17 protein-coding genes are annotated in these 14,599 nt (G+C 70.2%); 5 read left to right on the plus strand and 12 right to left on the minus strand.

Annotation, left to right across the window (positions count from 1 at the left end):
• A complete protein-coding gene (locus tag H284_RS0112875; RefSeq protein WP_020076576.1) occupies positions 1 to 1,428 on the plus strand; it encodes an APC family permease in 1,428 nt (475 codons plus the stop codon).
• A 30-nt stretch (positions 1,429 to 1,458) separates the two neighbouring features.
• Here H284_RS0112875 and H284_RS0112880 read toward each other — a convergent pair whose 3' ends face one another.
• Positions 1,459 to 1,710 carry a hypothetical protein gene (locus tag H284_RS0112880; RefSeq protein WP_020076577.1) on the minus strand — a complete coding sequence of 84 codons (252 nt, stop codon included), beginning with the start codon at positions 1,708 to 1,710 and terminating at the stop codon, positions 1,459 to 1,461.
• 95 nt (positions 1,711 to 1,805) lie between these two features.
• Between H284_RS0112880 and H284_RS0112885 the strand changes: the two genes are divergently transcribed.
• Positions 1,806 to 2,645: an SDR family oxidoreductase gene (locus H284_RS0112885; RefSeq protein WP_029042932.1), complete on the plus strand. Its 840-nt coding sequence runs from the start codon at positions 1,806 to 1,808 to the stop codon at positions 2,643 to 2,645.
• Positions 2,646 to 2,722: 77 nt separating this feature from the next.
• Here the strand turns inward: H284_RS0112885 and H284_RS0112890 are convergent, their stop codons facing one another.
• The 6 genes from H284_RS0112890 to H284_RS0112915 form a co-directional block, all read right to left on the minus strand.
• Positions 2,723 to 3,190 carry an SRPBCC family protein gene (locus H284_RS0112890; RefSeq protein WP_020076579.1) on the minus strand — a complete coding sequence of 156 codons (468 nt, stop codon included), beginning with the start codon at positions 3,188 to 3,190 and terminating at the stop codon, positions 2,723 to 2,725.
• A gap of 101 nt (positions 3,191 to 3,291) precedes the next feature.
• On the minus strand, positions 3,292 to 4,104 hold the full coding sequence (locus H284_RS0112895; protein ID WP_020076580.1) for an ABC transporter permease: 813 nt from the start codon (positions 4,102 to 4,104) through the stop codon (positions 3,292 to 3,294).
• Positions 4,105 to 4,112: 8 nt separating this feature from the next.
• Complete coding sequence (locus H284_RS0112900) at positions 4,113 to 5,150, minus strand: aliphatic sulfonate ABC transporter substrate-binding protein (RefSeq protein ID WP_020076581.1); 1,038 nt, start codon at positions 5,148 to 5,150, stop codon at positions 4,113 to 4,115.
• Positions 5,151 to 5,221: 71 nt separating this feature from the next.
• Positions 5,222 to 6,103, minus strand: a complete 882-nt coding sequence (locus H284_RS0112905; protein ID WP_020076582.1) for an ABC transporter ATP-binding protein — start codon at positions 6,101 to 6,103, stop codon at positions 5,222 to 5,224.
• Between the two features lie 237 nt (positions 6,104 to 6,340).
• Entirely contained in the window at positions 6,341 to 6,757 is a 417-nt protein-coding gene (locus H284_RS0112910; RefSeq protein WP_231371214.1) for a hypothetical protein, read from the minus strand.
• Positions 6,758 to 6,767: 10 nt separating this feature from the next.
• The gene (locus H284_RS0112915; protein WP_020076584.1) at positions 6,768 to 7,616 is read right to left on the minus strand and encodes an exodeoxyribonuclease III; all 849 of its coding nucleotides are present in this window, start codon (positions 7,614 to 7,616) and stop codon (positions 6,768 to 6,770) included.
• A 109-nt stretch (positions 7,617 to 7,725) separates the two neighbouring features.
• Here H284_RS0112915 and pyrE point away from each other — a divergent pair, with 109 nt between their 5' ends.
• Together pyrE and H284_RS20550 are read left to right on the plus strand one after the other, a co-directional pair.
• Entirely contained in the window at positions 7,726 to 8,280 is a 555-nt protein-coding gene (pyrE, locus tag H284_RS0112920) for an orotate phosphoribosyltransferase (protein ID WP_018192401.1), read from the plus strand.
• Positions 8,280 to 10,976: a hypothetical protein gene (locus H284_RS20550; RefSeq protein ID WP_029042933.1), complete on the plus strand. Its 2,697-nt coding sequence runs from the start codon at positions 8,280 to 8,282 to the stop codon at positions 10,974 to 10,976. The genes pyrE and H284_RS20550 overlap by 1 nt, the downstream gene beginning before the upstream one ends.
• Before the next feature lie 10 nt (positions 10,977 to 10,986).
• Here H284_RS20550 and H284_RS0112930 read toward each other — a convergent pair whose 3' ends face one another.
• The gene (locus H284_RS0112930) at positions 10,987 to 11,541 is read right to left on the minus strand and encodes a DUF4303 domain-containing protein (protein ID WP_020076585.1); all 555 of its coding nucleotides are present in this window, start codon (positions 11,539 to 11,541) and stop codon (positions 10,987 to 10,989) included.
• Positions 11,542 to 11,570: 29 nt separating this feature from the next.
• Positions 11,571 to 12,368, minus strand: a complete 798-nt coding sequence (locus H284_RS0112935) for an HAD-IIA family hydrolase (RefSeq protein ID WP_018192399.1) — start codon at positions 12,366 to 12,368, stop codon at positions 11,571 to 11,573.
• Positions 12,369 to 12,463: 95 nt separating this feature from the next.
• Here H284_RS0112935 and H284_RS0112940 point away from each other — a divergent pair, with 95 nt between their 5' ends.
• The gene (locus tag H284_RS0112940; protein ID WP_020076586.1) at positions 12,464 to 13,099 is read left to right on the plus strand and encodes a TrmH family RNA methyltransferase; all 636 of its coding nucleotides are present in this window, start codon (positions 12,464 to 12,466) and stop codon (positions 13,097 to 13,099) included.
• On the opposite strand, the gene H284_RS0112945 is transcribed toward H284_RS0112940, so the two are convergent.
• The 3 genes from H284_RS0112945 to H284_RS21065 all read right to left on the minus strand — a co-directional run bounded on the left by H284_RS0112945 (position 13,096) and on the right by H284_RS21065 (position 14,567).
• Positions 13,096 to 13,506 carry a DUF3052 family protein gene (locus tag H284_RS0112945; RefSeq protein WP_020076587.1) on the minus strand — a complete coding sequence of 137 codons (411 nt, stop codon included), beginning with the start codon at positions 13,504 to 13,506 and terminating at the stop codon, positions 13,096 to 13,098. The genes H284_RS0112940 and H284_RS0112945 overlap by 4 nt on opposite strands.
• The gene (locus H284_RS0112950; protein WP_020076588.1) at positions 13,494 to 14,333 is read right to left on the minus strand and encodes a metallophosphoesterase family protein; all 840 of its coding nucleotides are present in this window, start codon (positions 14,331 to 14,333) and stop codon (positions 13,494 to 13,496) included. The genes H284_RS0112945 and H284_RS0112950 overlap by 13 nt, the downstream gene beginning before the upstream one ends.
• 69 nt (positions 14,334 to 14,402) lie before the next feature.
• The gene (locus H284_RS21065; protein WP_018192395.1) at positions 14,403 to 14,567 is read right to left on the minus strand and encodes a hypothetical protein; all 165 of its coding nucleotides are present in this window, start codon (positions 14,565 to 14,567) and stop codon (positions 14,403 to 14,405) included.
• Positions 14,568 to 14,599 lie beyond the last annotated feature (32 nt).

The raw sequence follows: 14,599 nt of genomic DNA on the forward strand, positions 1-14,599 counted from the left end.
GTGAGCGATCCGTCGTGGACCCAGGTGGTCAAGACCGTCGAGCCGGAACAGCCGGAGCTGAAACGAGCCCTCGGGCCGGGACTGCTGCTGCTGTTCATCGTCGGCGACATCCTCGGCACGGGCGTGTACGCCCTGACCGGTCAGGTCGCCGCGGAGGTGGGCGGCGCGGCGTGGCTGCCGTTCCTGCTGGCGTTCGCGGTGGCGACAGTGACCGCCTTCTCCTACCTGGAGCTGGTTACCAAGTACCCGCAAGCCGCGGGCGCCGCTCTGTACACGCATAAAGCGTTCGGCATCCACTTCTTCACGTTCATCGTGTGCTTCATCGTCATGACGTCCGGCATCACGTCGGCGTCGACGGCGTCGCGCGCGTTCGCGGTGAACCTCACCGTCGGATTCGGCATCCCGGATGACAACGTGACGACGCTGCTCATCGCCCTCGCCTTCATCGTGCTCATCATGCTGGTGAACCTTCGCGGCGTCTCCGAGAGCGTGTGGCTCAACGTCGTGCTCACCCTCGTGGAGCTCTCCGGTCTGCTGCTGGTGATCTTCATCGGGCTCTGGGCGATCGGCGGCGGCAACGCGGACTGGTCGCAGGTGGTCGCATTCGAGACGCCGGAGGACAAGGGGGTTCTGCTGGCCGTGAGCACGGCGACCTCGCTGGCGTTCTTCGCCATGGTCGGCTTCGAGGATTCGGTCAACATGGCCGAGGAGACGAAGGAACCGAGCCGGATCTTCCCGAAGATGATGCTGAGCGGACTCGGCATCGCGGCGGTCATCTACGTGCTGGTGTCGATCACCGTCGTCGCGCTGGTCCCGATCGGCCAGCTGGCCGGCAGCGAGACGCCGCTGGTGCTGGCCGTCGAGGCGGCGGCGCCGGGCTTCCCGATCAACGACCTGCTGCCGTTCATCTCGATGTTCGCCGTGGCAAACACCGCTCTCATCAACATGATGATGGCGAGCCGCCTGCTCTACGGCATGAGCCGCCAGAACGTGCTTCCGCCGTTCCTGGCGAAGGTGTCGCCGAAACGCCGGACGCCGTGGACGGCCATCCTGTTCACCACGGCGCTCGCCGTCGCCCTGATCATCTACGTGTCGCTCGACCCGAAGGGCTCGATCGTCGCGCTGCTCGGAGGCACGACATCCCTGCTTCTGCTCGCGGTGTTCGCGGTCGTCAACGTGGCCGTGCTCGTGCTGCGCAAGCAGCCGGTGGACCACAAGCACTTCCGGTCGCCGACGGTGCTGCCGATCATCGGCGCGATCACCTGCCTGTATCTGGTGTTCCCGTGGACCTCCGGCCGCCCGGTCGGCCAGTACACGATCGCGCTCGGGCTCCTCGGCATCGGCATCCTGCTGTGGATCGTCGAGCGGATCTACTCCGCGGTCGCCCGCAGGCGCTCAACACAGGAGAAGGTCGACTCGACCCGCTGACCCGCGTGCGACGCCTGATCGCCCGCGCGGTCAGGCGTCGCCGGCGCGGCGACCCGGGTCGCCGCGCTCGACGATCGCGGCGGGGTCGAGGTCGTCCTCCGGCGGCACGGGGATGTCACCCACGTCGTCGGGGCCGCCGGTGCCCGGGCGCACGGCGGCGCCGTCCGACTCCTCCTGCTTGACCTCCGTCTCGCGCTCGCTCGCTGGGCTGTACAAGCGGTCCTTCGCGGTCTGGTCGGCGTCGCTCTGGTGCTCGTCGGGGGCATCCGGTGTCGCGTTCATTGGAGGGACGGTACGCGCACATCCCGAGCCGCCCAAGCCCCTGACGTTGTGGGGAAGCGGGTGTTCCGTGGAGGTACACGAATGGAGGTCGATGGATGTCTTTCCCCGAACAGCAGCAACAGCCGCCCGGTACCACCGACGCGATGGACCCGCGCCCCGACCACGGAGAGCAGAGCTACCGCGGCAGCGGCAAACTGGCCGGTAAGGTCGCGCTCATCACCGGCGCGGACAGCGGCATCGGCAAGGCGGTCGCCATCGCCTACGCCCGCGAGGGAGCCGATGTCGCCATCTCGTACCTGAGCGAGGACGACGACGCCGAGGACACCGCGAAGTGGGTTCGCGAGGCCGGACGGAAGGCCCTGCTGCTGCCCGGCGACGTCTCCGACCCGCAGCACTGCCGGGACATCGTCGCGAAGACCGTGGAGGAGCTCGGCGGCATCGACGTGCTCGTTAGCAACGCGGCGTACCAGATGACGCACGAGTCGCTGGAGGAGATCCCGGACGAGGAGTGGGATCACACCATAGCGACGAACGTCTCCGCCTTCTTCCACCTGGCGAAGGCATCCGTGCCGCACATGAAGCCGGGCGCGAGCATCATCGGTTCGTCGTCGGTGAACTCCGACATGCCCTCTCCGACACTGCTTCCGTACGCGGCGACGAAGGCGGCCATCGCCAACATGACGGCATCGCTCGCGCAGCTGCTCGGTGAGAAGGGCATCCGGGCCAACAGCGTCGCGCCGGGTCCCATCTGGACGCCGCTCATCCCCTCCACCATGCCGGTGGAGAAGGTGAGCCAGTTCGGGAGCGACACCCCGCTCGGGCGGGCGGGCCAGCCGGCCGAGCTGGCGTCGGTCTACGTGCTGCTGGCGTCCGACGAGGGCTCGTACATCTCGGGCGCGCGGATCGCCGTCACCGGCGGGCGTCCCATCCTGTAGTCGGCGGATACGGAGAACGGCGCCGGTGCAGATCGCACCGGCGCCGTTCTCGTCGCTCCGGGGGAGGAGCGGACGGATCAGACCGTGTCGCCGCGGTCCACCTCGCCGCGCCAGGCGCCCGTCTCGGCGCCCTGCGACTCGATGAACTTCTTGAAGTTCTCGAGGTCCTTCTTCACGGCGTGGTCGTCGAGGCCGAACACCGCCCCGATCTTCTCGAGCGCGTCGGACGGCGCCCACTCCAGCTGCACCGTCACCTTGGTCTCGGTGTCGGAGAGCCGGTGGAAGGTCACGACGCCCGCGTGCTCCGTGTCACCCGCGACAGACTTCCACGCCACCCGCTCGTCCGGGAGCTGCTCGGTGATGACCGTGTCGAACTGCCGCTCCGCGCCGCCGATCTTCACGCGCCAATGGTTGGTGGTGTCGTCGACCTGGCGGATCTCCTCGACCTCGTCGAGGAAGTGCGGGAAGGACTCGAATTGGGTCCACTGGTTGTACGCCGTCGAGACCGGCACGTTGACGTCGATGGACTTGGTCACTGCAGCCATTACGGCTCCTTTCGCTGTCATCTGGGTTCCGGGACGACGGTAGGCCCGGCAGCGAATGGATATAGGCCCTGGACTTCACAGGTGGATCGTGCGACGAGCGCTCAGCCCCAGCGGCGGGCCGTCCACCGTTCGAACAGACCGAGCAGCGAGTCGGTGATGATGCCCAGGATCGCCAGCAGGATGATCGCCAGGAAGAGGCGGTCGGTCCGGCCGTTGTTCTGCGAGTCGATGAGCAGGAAGCCGAGTCCCATCGACGACGCGATCAGTTCAGCGGCGACCAGGAACAGCCACGCCTGCGCCATCGCGAGCCGGAGACCCGAGATCACCGACGGCAGCACGGCAGGGAGCTGGACCGTCGTCAACAGCCGGACACCGTTCAGCCCGAACGCGCGTCCCGCCTCCACCAGGTGCCGGTCGACGTGCTTCAGCGCGGCAGCGACGGTCGTGTAGACGGGGAAGAACGCGCCGATCGCGATCAGGATGATCTTCGAGTCCTCGCCGATCTTGAACCACAGGATCAGCAGGGGCACCCAGGCGAGCGACGGAACCGCCCGGATGGCGGCGAGCGTCGGGCTGAACAGCGCATCCGACCAGCGCGACAGACCCACCAGAGCCCCGAGCAGGAGGCCGAGACCCGCGCCGAAAGCGAACCCGATGAGTACCCGCTGGGTCGAGATCGCCACGAACTGCCCCAGCAATCCACGCTGGGCGAGGTCGACCGCGGCCTCCCACACCATCGCCGGCGACGGCAGCTGCGACGACGTGAACGCACCAGAGGTCGACGCCACCTGCCACACGGCGAGCAGCACGACGGGGATGACGAACCCCGCGGCGATCCTCACCCCGCGGCGCGACAGCACGGACGTGCGGGCGGCCGCCGTCGTGACGACCTCCGGTGCGTTCTGGACGGTCATGGGATGCGTCAGCCTCCGATGGCGCTCGGGTCGGCCTTCTTCGCGAAGGTCGGGTCGAGCAGCGAGTCGAGCGCCTTGTCGATGTCGGTCTGGGACTTCACGTCGCCGGACTCGACGAAGATCGGGCCGACCTTCTTCAGCACGGCCAGTTGTGCGTTGCCGGGGATGTTCGAGACGTCCAGGTTGGTGCGCTCGGTGATCACCGTGGTGGCGACGGCGGGGTCGATGCCGGCGACATCCGAGAGGATCTTCGCGGTCTCATCAGGGTGCTTCTCGGCCCAGGCCCGGGCGTACTCGTACGTGTTCACGACGGTCTGCGCGACATCCGGCTTGGAGTCGAGGAACGACTCCGTGGCGTTGAGGAAGCCGTAGGTGTTGAACTTCACGTTGCGGTAGATGAGCTTCGCCCCCGACTTCTCGGCGTTGGCCATGATCGGGTCGAGGCCGCTCCACGCGTCGACGGAGCCGTTCTGCAGGGCCGCCCAGCCGTCGGCGTGCTGGAGGTTCTGGATGGTGACATCCTTCGCCGAGAGACCGTTCGCCTCGAGCGCCTGCAGCAGGAAGAAGTACGGGTCGGTGCCCTTCGTGGCCGCGACCTGCTTGCCCTTGAGGTCCTTCACCGACGTGATGGTCGAGTTCGGGCCGACGACGATGGCCGACCACTCGGGCTGCGAGAAGATGTCGATGGTCTTGATCTGCGATCCGTTCGAGCGGGCCAGCAGCGCGGCCGAGCCGGCGGTCGAGCCGACGTCGATCGCACCGGAGCGGAGCGCCTCGTTCGCCTTGTTGGAGCCGGCGGACTGCACCCAGTTGACCGTGATGTCCTGCTTCTTCAGGGCCTTCTCCAGCCAGCCCTCCTTCTTGATGACCAGGCTGAGCGGGTTGTAGGTGGCGAAGTCGATGTTGAGCGTTCCGCCCTTCGTCACTCCGGCGGAGTTGGTGGCGCCGGAGGCGGAGCCCTCGCCGGCGACGCAGCCGGTCAGCAGCAGGCTGGCGGCCGCGACGATGCCGGCGGCGGCGGTCAGGATGGTGGGTCTGCGGCGCATGGTGCCTCTCTCGGGGGTGTGGGGGAGCGGGTGGTGCGGCTGTGGTGGTGCGGGTGGTGCGATGGTGCGGTTCAGTACGGGAAGACGGGGACGGTCGCCCGCTGCTCGTCGCGGGCGCGGCCGTGGCGGTCGATGCCGAGCCCGTCGAGCAGCTCGGCCCGCAGCTGGGCCAGCTCGGCGGAGCCGCGGTCGCGCGGTCGGGTGCCGGGCACGGTCGTGACGCTGCGGATCGTCGAGCCTGGCCGGCCGTCCTCTGCGCCGAGCAGCACGACGCGGTCCGCGAGCTGCAGAGCTTCGTCGACGTCGTGCGTGACCAGCAGGATGGTGGCGGGCGCCGCGGCGTGGATGTCGAGCAGGAGGTCCTGCATCTTCAGGCGGGTGAGGGCGTCGAGAGCGCCGAACGGCTCGTCGAGCAGGAGGACGCCGGGGTTGCGGGCCAGAGCACGGGCGAGCGAGGCACGCTGCGCCATGCCGCCGGAGACCTCACGGGGACGGAGCGTCGCGGAACCGGTCAGTCCGACGAGTTCGAGCAGCTGCGCGACCCGCTGCTGCCCGGCGGCGCGGTCGAGGCCGCGCGGCAGCCCGAGTGCGACGTTGTCGGCGAGCGAGCGCCACGGGAGCAGCCGCGGCTCCTGGAATCCGACGGCGCAGCGGGCGTCGAACCCGGCGACCGCGGTTCCGTTGATGAGGGCGGCTCCGCCGGTGGGCGCGTCGAGGCCGCCGGCGATGCGCAGGAGGGTCGACTTGCCGCATCCACTCGGGCCGAGGATCGCGACGACCTCGCCCGCGCGGATCCGGAGTGACACATCCCGAAGCACCGTGCGCGTGGTGGGGGCCGACGTCTCGCGCCCGCGATCGCCCTGGGTGCGCTTCCCGGAGCGCCGGTTCGGCGCCGGGAACGAGCGCGCGACGCCGGAGAACTCGACGGGGTAGGCGGAGGACGAGGCGGTCATGGTGCTCTGAAACTACCGACGCGGGCCCGGCGCCCGCTGGGCCGCCGCAACGCTTCGTAATGAAAGTTGGCGCGGCGAACCGCGCCAACGTTTGCCCGTTGCGTCGGAGATCCCCAGCCTTCGCTCGGAGACGCGGGCGGAAGTGCGCCGGAACTCCGTCCGCACCGCGGTAGGTCGGAGAATTGGAGCCTTCTCTCCTACGCAACGCCCGGCGAGCACAACCGCGCGAAGAGCCCGCTAGACGGAGGCGCCCGGCACGCCGGAGATGACGAGCGCCGCGCCGCCGACCCACACGCCGACGGCGAGCAGGATGCCGGCGATCGGAACCCAGAAGCTGATGCGCCGCACGATCAGCAGCACCACCGTAACGACCACCGTGATCAGGGTGACGACGCCGGGCCCGAAGAGCGCGATGACGAAGCCGATGCCCATGCGATCGGTGTCGCACACCGTCGACGCCCCGCAGGGGTCGCTCGCGAACGCGAGGAAGAACGCGGCGAACGTCAGGATGGCCGCGACGACGACGGCGAACACCAACAGGATGATCGAGGTCACCAGATCCCAGACGACCACCGGCCGGCGTGCAGGAGCGGGCGGCGGGAAACCCGGCTGAACGGGGTATCCGGAAAAACCGGGCGGGGGCGGCGTGCTCATCGTGCGTTCGTCAGCCGAAGATCATCGGTCGGTCGTCGTCATCGTCGGCCGCGGCGATGGGCGCGAGCTCGACGAGGACGGGCACGTGGTCGCTGGGGGCGTCGCCCTTGCGCTCGTTGCGGTGGATGCTCGCATCCACCACCCGGTCGGCGAAGGCGCGGGAGCCGAGGATGAAGTCGATGCGGAGTCCCTCATTGCGTGGGAACCGCAGCTGCTTGTAGTCCCAGTACGTGTAGCCGTCCGGCACGATCGGCCGGACGACATCCGTCAGCCCGGCCTTCTCGAACGCCGCGAAGGCGGTGCGCTCCGGCGGCGAGATGTGCGTCGACAGGCCGGGCACCAGGCTCGGGTCGCCGACGTCGGAATCGAGCGGCGCGACGTTCCAGTCGCCCATGAGCGCCAGCTGGAGGGTGGGATCGTCGGCGAGCCAGCGCTGCGTGTCGGCGGCCAGCGCGGCCAGCCAGTCGAGCTTGTAGACGTAGTGCGGGTCGGCGAGCGATCGGCCGTTGGGCACGTACAGGCTCCAGAGGCGAATGCCCTCGACCGTCGCGCCGATCGCGCGCGCCTCCTTCGGGAGGTCGGGCCCGTCATGGTCTTTGAGGAACCCCGGCATGTCGGGGAACCCGATGGTCACGTCCTCCAGCGGCAGGCGGCTGGCGATGGCGACGCCGTTCCACTGGTTCAGGCCGTGCAGCACGACCTCGTAACCCGCGTCTTCGAACGGCTGGTACGGGAACTGCTCGGGCTTGCATTTGATCTCCTGCATGGCGAGCACATCCACGTCTTCGCGGACCATCCAGTCGACGACGCGCCCCACGCGGGTGCGGATCGAGTTCACATTCCAGGTCGCGACGCGCATGCTCCGATCGTATCGGCCGCCGCCGACGTCGCCCGAGCCGGGAGGCGTCCGTGGAACTGGGACGCCCTGTGGAGAACTCCCGGGGTCCGGCGGGTTCCCCTCTAGAATCATGGATGTGACCGACGCACGACAGCAGCTCATCGACTACATCGCCGCCGAGGCCGTGTTCCACGGCGACTTCACGCTCACCAGCGGCAAGAAGGCGAGCTACTACGTCGACCTGCGCAAGGTCAGCCTCGACCACCGCGTCGCACCGCTCATCGGCCGCGTCATGATCGACCTCGTCCGCGACATCCCCGACGTCTTCGCCGTCGGCGGCATGACCATGGGCGCCGACCCCGTCGCCGCGGCGATCCTCCACCAGGGCGCCGCTCAGGGCCTCACCTACGACGCGTTCGTCGTGCGCAAGGAGCCGAAGGACCACGGCCGCGGCAAGCAGGTCGAGGGCCCCGACCTCGAGGGCAAGCGCGTGATCGTGCTCGAAGACACCTCCACGACCGGCGGTTCCCCGCTCAAGGCCGCGGAGGCGCTGCGCAAGGTCGGCGCCGAGATCGCCGCCGTCGCCGTCGTGGTCGACCGCGACACCGGCGCCCGTGAGGCCATCGAGGCCGCGGGCTACCCCTACTACGCCGCCATCGGCCTGAAGGACCTGGGGCTGGCATAGTGTCCGACGAGCGCGGGCGGGGCGCTGCGGACGACGAACGTCCGTACGAACGACGGGATGCGCCCGAGGTCCCGGCCGAACAGCCGGAGGCGGAGGAGCCCGAGTTCGGCAGCGCCGACTGGCTGCTGCAGCAGCTGACCGGCGGGCGTCATGTCGATCGTCCCGCCGAGGCGCCTGCGGCGGACGAGGTGCCCGAAGGCCCGGCAGGCGACGCGGAAGCAGAAGCGGACGCGGGGCCGGCACCGGCCGCCCCCACTCCTCCGATCGAGGTGGATGCCGTGCCCGCGACTCCGACGTCCTCGAGGGAGGCGGAGGTGCCGACGTCGGACGAGCCGTCGCCGTTCGACGAACTGCTGGGCAGCGCCATCGAGGAGCCCGAGGTCGTCGAAGAGCAGTCGACGGAGTTCCCGGTCGCATTCAACTGGAACCTGACTCCGGGAGTCGGCGGCGACCCCCTGGTCGAGCAGGAGGAGGCGTCCCGTCCGGCGGAGGAAGAGACGGCTCCGTTCGCTGCGGCGCCGAGCGAGCCGGTAGCGACGGCGAGCGAGCCGGCGCCGACCGACCCGACGCCGACCGCGCTCTTCGAACCGCTCGGAGTCGAGACGCCGTCCGACGAGCCGGCCGCACCTGCGGAGCCGGTTGCGTCTGCGGAGTCGGCTGCGGCCGCCGAGCCCGAGCCCGAGCCGGAAGCCGATGCCGCGCCTCCACTCGTACCGCCCGTCTTCCGTTCGACGTTCGTGGAGCCGAAGGCACCCAGCTCGGCCGGCATCTTCGCCCCGTTCGCCGCGCCCGAGGAGCCGTCGCCGGCCGAGCCGTCGGCGACCGAGCCGTCAGACGACGAGGAGCCGCCTGCCGCCGTCCGCTCCTGGGTGATCGAACCGGCGCTGCCGACGCCCGCGCCCGAGCCGGAGAAGCCGCGGACCATCTTCGACGCGCCCGAGATCCCCGCCGACGACGAGGATGAGTCGGACGAGCAGGAGGGCCACGGCCTCGCCGCGCTGCTCGGCTTCGGGGCGCCTGAGTCCGACGTTCCGTCCGGCCGATCCGTCATCGGTGACACGACGAGCGTCATCCCGATCGACCCGTCCGCGTTCACCCGGCCGCCCGCGCCGACCGAGCCGCCCGCCACGCCCATCGCCGATGCAATCCTCCCCCCGGCCGAGGAGCCGCTCACGGCCTCGTCGTCGTTGCACCAGCCGGTCCTTCCCCCGATCGACGCGGCAGCGCTCTTCGAGCCGCCGGTCGAGACGCCGGAGCAGCAGGAGGATGCGGCGGAGATCGCCGACCTCCTGCGCGCGTCTCACGAGGAGCCGGAACTCGCCGCACCGCCCGCGTCGCCGTCGGCATACGAGCCGCCCGCAGCGTTCGACGCCCCGGACGTCGTCGACACCCCGACGCAGCAGCTCGACACATCCGCGATCGCCGCGCTGCTGCGCGACGAGCCCGTCGAATCCCTTCCGCCGGCTCCGGCCTTCCCCGCTGCGGAGGCCGAACTGGCGATGGGTGGCCTGCCGTCGCCGGCCACCAGTCCGATCGACGCCGAGAGCATCGCGAGCGCCTCAGAGCCGGAGCCGTTCGCCACGGACCCGTTCGCCACGGACCCGTTCGCCACGGAGCCGTCGGCCCCTGAAGCCGCTGACGAAACTGCAGCCGACGACGTCGAGGCGGAGGAGTCCGACGGACTGGCCGAGCTGTTCGGCGAGGTGGACGAGGAACCCGAGACAGGCCCCGCATCGCCGATCGTTGCCGAACCGCTCGCGGAGCCGGGCGACGAGAGCACGGACGAATCGATCGACGAAGCGCCGGAACCCGCAGCCGGAGTCGAGGGTCCGCAGCTCACTGCGACGACACCCTTCGCGTTCACGCAGACCGTCCCCGTGGACACCACCGCAGCCCCGCCCACTGCACCTGAACCGCCAGCTGCCCCGGCGTGGGAGCTTCCCGCCGCGGCAGGCGCCTCGGCCGCAGCCGCCTCCGCTGCGACGGTCGGCACCGGCAGTGCCGCTACCGTTTCCGCGTCCACGGCCGACGGCGCAGCAGGCGCCACCGCCGCACCCGCCTCTCCGACCGGTGGCGACTTCTGGAACTCGCGCAACAACCGCATCCTGCTCATGGTCGGGGGCGCCCTGGCCGTCGTGCTGGTGCTCATCGGTCTCTTCGCGATCGGGACGCGCATCCCGTCGTGGCTCGGTGCCGCCAAACCCGCGCCGGTGGCGGCCACTGCGTCGGCCTCCGCGAAGCCCAGCGCGACCCCGACCCCGACGCCCACCCCGGTGCCCACCGTGACGCCCAAGCCCGCCTCCGCCGTCGGCGCCGGCACGCACCCGTGGGATGCGCTGGGCGGCGGCGAGTGCATCCAGCCGTTCACGACCGTGTGGGCGGAGGAGTTCACCGTCGTCGACTGCGCCGCACCGCACACCGCGCAGCTCGTCTACACCAACCTGCTCTCCGCCGACCCCGCTGCGCCATATCCCGGCGCAGACGCCCTCGCGCAGCAGATCCCCGGCCTCTGCACGGCGGGTGGCGTTGTCGATCTGGGTGCCGCAGGCGCCTACCCGGACCTCCAGGTCACGGGCTCGTTCCCGGCCACGGAGCAGCAGTGGAAGGACGGCCAGCGCTCGTACTACTGCTTCGCCACCCGGTCGAGCGGCGAGCCGCTCACCTCGTCGGTCGCCGGTCCCGGCCCCGCCGCCTGACCAGCACCGGTCAGCCCTCCGCGCCTCCGGGCGCCGCCAGGTCGGCCTCATACCGCACGAGCGCGCCCGGCGGGTTGATCCGTCGCGCTGACGCGAGCAGCTCCGCCTCCGTGTCGTGTCCGGGGGTCGTCACGTTCAGCACCACCGCGTCACGAGAGGCTCCCACACCGAAGAACCCCTCGGCGTCGAGATCTGCGAGCGCTCCGACCATGGCATCCAGCAGGTCCGCGTTGAGTTCGGAAGAACGCTCGTAGGGGCCCCCGAGTGCGTCGAAGAGCGGCTCCACCTCGGCGAACAGCCGGTCGCCGAACAGGTCGTAGGGGGAGTCGTTGACCGCCCAGCGCAGCTCGTCCGCATTCACCTCCACGCCCTCGGCGCGACACCGTTCGACCGCGCGCTCCAGACCCTCGAGCGAGCACGCGCTGGGAGCCGGTCTGTGGGCGAGCGGCGTCGTCCAGAGACCGAAGTAGTAGAAGGTCTCCGAAGGGCGTTCGGCACGGAGCGCGGTCCACGCCGAGCGGGCCGCCGCGCGGAGGGCGGAGCGGATGTGCGCGACGTCGTCCACGGTGGAGCTCAGAGTCCGTGCGCGGCGGCTCAGAGCTCGGTCTCGATGGGTTCCCGCACGACGAGCTCGTCGACGCCCCGGAGCACCTCGTCCGGCCGGAAGGGGTACCGCTCGATCTCGCTGCGGTCGCTGATGCCGGTGAGCACGAGGATGGTGTGCAGCCCGGCCTCGATGCCGGCCACGACATCCGTGTCCATCCGGTCGCCGATCATGGCCGTGTTCTCGGAGTGCGCGCCGATACGGTTCATCGCTGACCGGAACATCATCGGGTTCGGCTTGCCGACCACGTACGGGTCGCGGCCGGTCGCCTTGGTGATCATCGCCGTCACCGCGCCTGTGGCGGGCAGCGGACCCTCCGCGCTGGGTCCGGTCGCGTCGGGGTTCGTGGAGATGAACCGCGCGCCCTTGCCGATGAGGCGGATCGCCTTGGTGATCGCGTCGAAGGAGTAGCTGCGCGTCTCGCCGACGACGACGTAGTCCGGGTTCGTATCGGTCATGATGAAGCCGGCCTCGTGCAGGGCCGTGGTGAGCCCGGCCTCGCCGATCACGTACGCCGTGCCGCCGGGCATCTGCGACTTGAGGAAGTCGGCCGTCGCCAGCGCCGACGTCCAGATCGACTCCTCGGGCACGTCGAGGCCGGAGGTGCGCAGCCGTGCCGCCAGGTCGCGCGGCGTGAAGATGGAGTTGTTGGTGAGCACGAGGAACGGGGTGCCCTGGTCGCGCCACTGCTGGATGAGGTCGGACGCTCCGGGCAGGGCCTGGTTCTCGTGGACGAGGACGCCGTCCATGTCGGTGAGCCAGCATTCGATCTCGTCGCGACGCGTCACGTGGGACCCCTTTCACCGGGAAGCGGATGCGTCCAGCTTAGGGGCCGCGCCTCTCTCTCGGTGAGGCGGGCGGCCGCGGTGGATACGCTGAACCTGTGGATGAGACGGCGAACCCGACGCACGAGCTGACGACCAACGGTGTCGGTCCGTGGCAGGGCGAATGGCCCGACGACCCGCGTTACGACGCCGAACTGCTTCGCCACGGCGACACCCGTAACGTGATCGACCGCTACCGGTACTGGACGATGGAGGCGATCGTCGCCGACCTCGACGAGCACCGCCACCCGTTCCATGTGGCCATCGAGAACTGGCAGCACGACATGAACATCGGCTCGATCGTGCGGAGCGCCAACGCCTTCGCCGCGGACACCGTCCACATCATCGGCCGCCGCCGCTGGAACAAGCGCGGCGCCATGGTCACCGACCGCTACCAGCACGTCGTGCACCACGACGATGTCGCCGCTTTCGTGGAGTGGGCGCGCGGCGAGGGCCTTCCCGTGATCGCGATCGACAACGTTCCGGGGTCGGTCCGGATCGAGACGTTCGCGTTTCCGCGGGAGTGCGTCCTGCTGTTCGGTCAGGAGGGTCCGGGTCTGTCGCCGGACGCCCTGGCCGCGGCGGACGCGGTGGTCGAGATCTCTCAGTTCGGCTCGACGCGCTCCATCAACGCGTCGGCGGCCGCGGCCGTCGCCATGCACGGGTGGATCCGCCAGCACGTCGCTTTCGACTAGCGGTTGATCCGCCGCCAGACGAGCTTGAGCCCCGACCAGTCCTCGTCCACCGCCGCCACTTTCACATCGACGAGCCCGCGCTCGAGCGCGGCGTCGCGGATGAGGTTCTCCGTGATGTCGCTGACATGCCCGGCGGCTTTGCGCGGCCAGGCCGCCCACACCATCCCGTCGGGGCGGATGCGTTCCCCCAGCTCGTCGAGTTCGCTGAGGAACACCGCCGCCTCCCGGTAGAACGCGAGGATGAGTCCGCTCGGCGCCTCGTCGGTCCAGTCGACCTCGGGTGCACCGTCGAGCGGGATGCTCCAGCCCGGATCGGCGTGGAGAACGCTCACGCGCATCCCGGCTTTCAGCCCGAGCTTCTTCCAGAGCGGTGTGCCCGAGTAGCCGGCGGGCGTCACCGGCGCCATCCGGCGTCGTCAGCGATGCGCCTGATTGCGGCCGCATCCAGGTCGTACACCGTCTCGCCGTCGTCCGGCGCGGGCGCGGACACGAGATGCGCCCGGATCGGGCCGTCGTCGGGCAGCTGCACCCACGCGAAGCCCGCGCCCCGCACGGCACGCTCCCGCGGCGCCGGCCAGAGCACATCGGTCGTGTTCGCGACCGCCGGCGCGACGACGACGGGGATGCCCGCCGGCCCCGCCTCCGTGAGGAGGCCGTGGTGGTAGTGCCCCGCCAGGATGAGCCGCACATCCCCTTCGCTGAGCGTGTCGAGCAGGGGCTGGGAGTCGACGAGCCGCAGCGACTCGAACAGCACGGTCGTCGGCGTCACGGGCGGGTGATGGAGGACGACGATGGTCCCGCTCTCGGACGGCGTGGCGAGCAGGTCGCGGAGGCGGTCGAGCTGTGCCTCCTCGACGCGGCCGTACCCGGCGAGCGGCACGCTGGTGTCGACGGTCACCACACGGAAGCCGCGCACCGTCGTCTCCGTCTCGCGCGCGCCGAGCACCTCCTCGAACCCCTCGGGGAGGTCGTGGTTGCCCATCGCGTAGACGACGGCCGCACCGCGCTCGGCCGCCCACGGCTCGAGCGTCGCCTTCAGCTTCCGGTACGACGCGGCCGAGCCGTCGTCGGACAGGTCTCCCGACGCGACGATGAGGTCGACCGCCTCGAGCGACGACGCACGCGCCAGCACGCGATCGAGCGCGGCCAGCGTGTCCACGATGCCGTAGTGCAGCCGGCCGTCGCCGTACAGATGCGTGTCGGAGAGGTGGAGGATGCGCAGCGTATCGGTCACGCCGCCACCCTAGCGCCGGCCACCGTCGCCGGACGCCGTCGCCTGCGCCGCCGCGCGGGCACCGTCACGTCACTCGGTGTCGAGCGCTTCGATGATGGAGTCGACCGCCGTCACCAGGTTGTGCAGCGCCTGGCGCTCGATCGAGTCCTCCGGCAGCTTCTGGATGTCGTAGCTGGCGGCGCTCGCCGCCTGCCGGGCTTGCGCGATGGCTGCCTGGACTTCGAGATCGGCCATGTCGTCCTCCTCGGTTGCGGGTGCTGTCTGCC

Origin of the sequence: Cryocola sp. 340MFSha3.1, assembly GCF_000383315.1 — a bacterium.
Lineage (GTDB): Bacteria > Actinomycetota > Actinomycetes > Actinomycetales > Microbacteriaceae > Leifsonia.

Bases quoted from the DNA above. Each gene is read 5' to 3' on its own strand.
- H284_RS0112880 (WP_020076577.1), bottom strand. From the start codon at position 1,710: ATGAACGCGACACCGGATGCCCCCGACGAGCACCAGAGCGACGCCGAC.
- H284_RS0112885 (WP_029042932.1), top strand. From the start codon at position 1,806: ATGTCTTTCCCCGAACAGCAGCAACAGCCGCCCGGTACCACCGACGCG.
- H284_RS0112890 (WP_020076579.1), bottom strand. From the start codon at position 3,190: ATGGCTGCAGTGACCAAGTCCATCGACGTCAACGTGCCGGTCTCGACG.
- H284_RS0112895 (WP_020076580.1), bottom strand. From the start codon at position 4,104: ATGACCGTCCAGAACGCACCGGAGGTCGTCACGACGGCGGCCGCCCGC.
- H284_RS0112900 (WP_020076581.1), bottom strand. From the start codon at position 5,150: ATGCGCCGCAGACCCACCATCCTGACCGCCGCCGCCGGCATCGTCGCG.
- H284_RS0112905 (WP_020076582.1), bottom strand. From the start codon at position 6,103: ATGACCGCCTCGTCCTCCGCCTACCCCGTCGAGTTCTCCGGCGTCGCG.
- H284_RS0112910 (WP_231371214.1), bottom strand. From the start codon at position 6,757: ATGAGCACGCCGCCCCCGCCCGGTTTTTCCGGATACCCCGTTCAGCCG.
- H284_RS0112915 (WP_020076584.1), bottom strand. From the start codon at position 7,616: ATGCGCGTCGCGACCTGGAATGTGAACTCGATCCGCACCCGCGTGGGG.
- pyrE (WP_018192401.1), top strand. From the start codon at position 7,726: ATGGATGTGACCGACGCACGACAGCAGCTCATCGACTACATCGCCGCC.
- H284_RS0112945 (WP_020076587.1), bottom strand. From the start codon at position 13,506: ATGGCGCCGGTGACGCCCGCCGGCTACTCGGGCACACCGCTCTGGAAG.
- H284_RS21065 (WP_018192395.1), bottom strand. From the start codon at position 14,567: ATGGCCGATCTCGAAGTCCAGGCAGCCATCGCGCAAGCCCGGCAGGCG.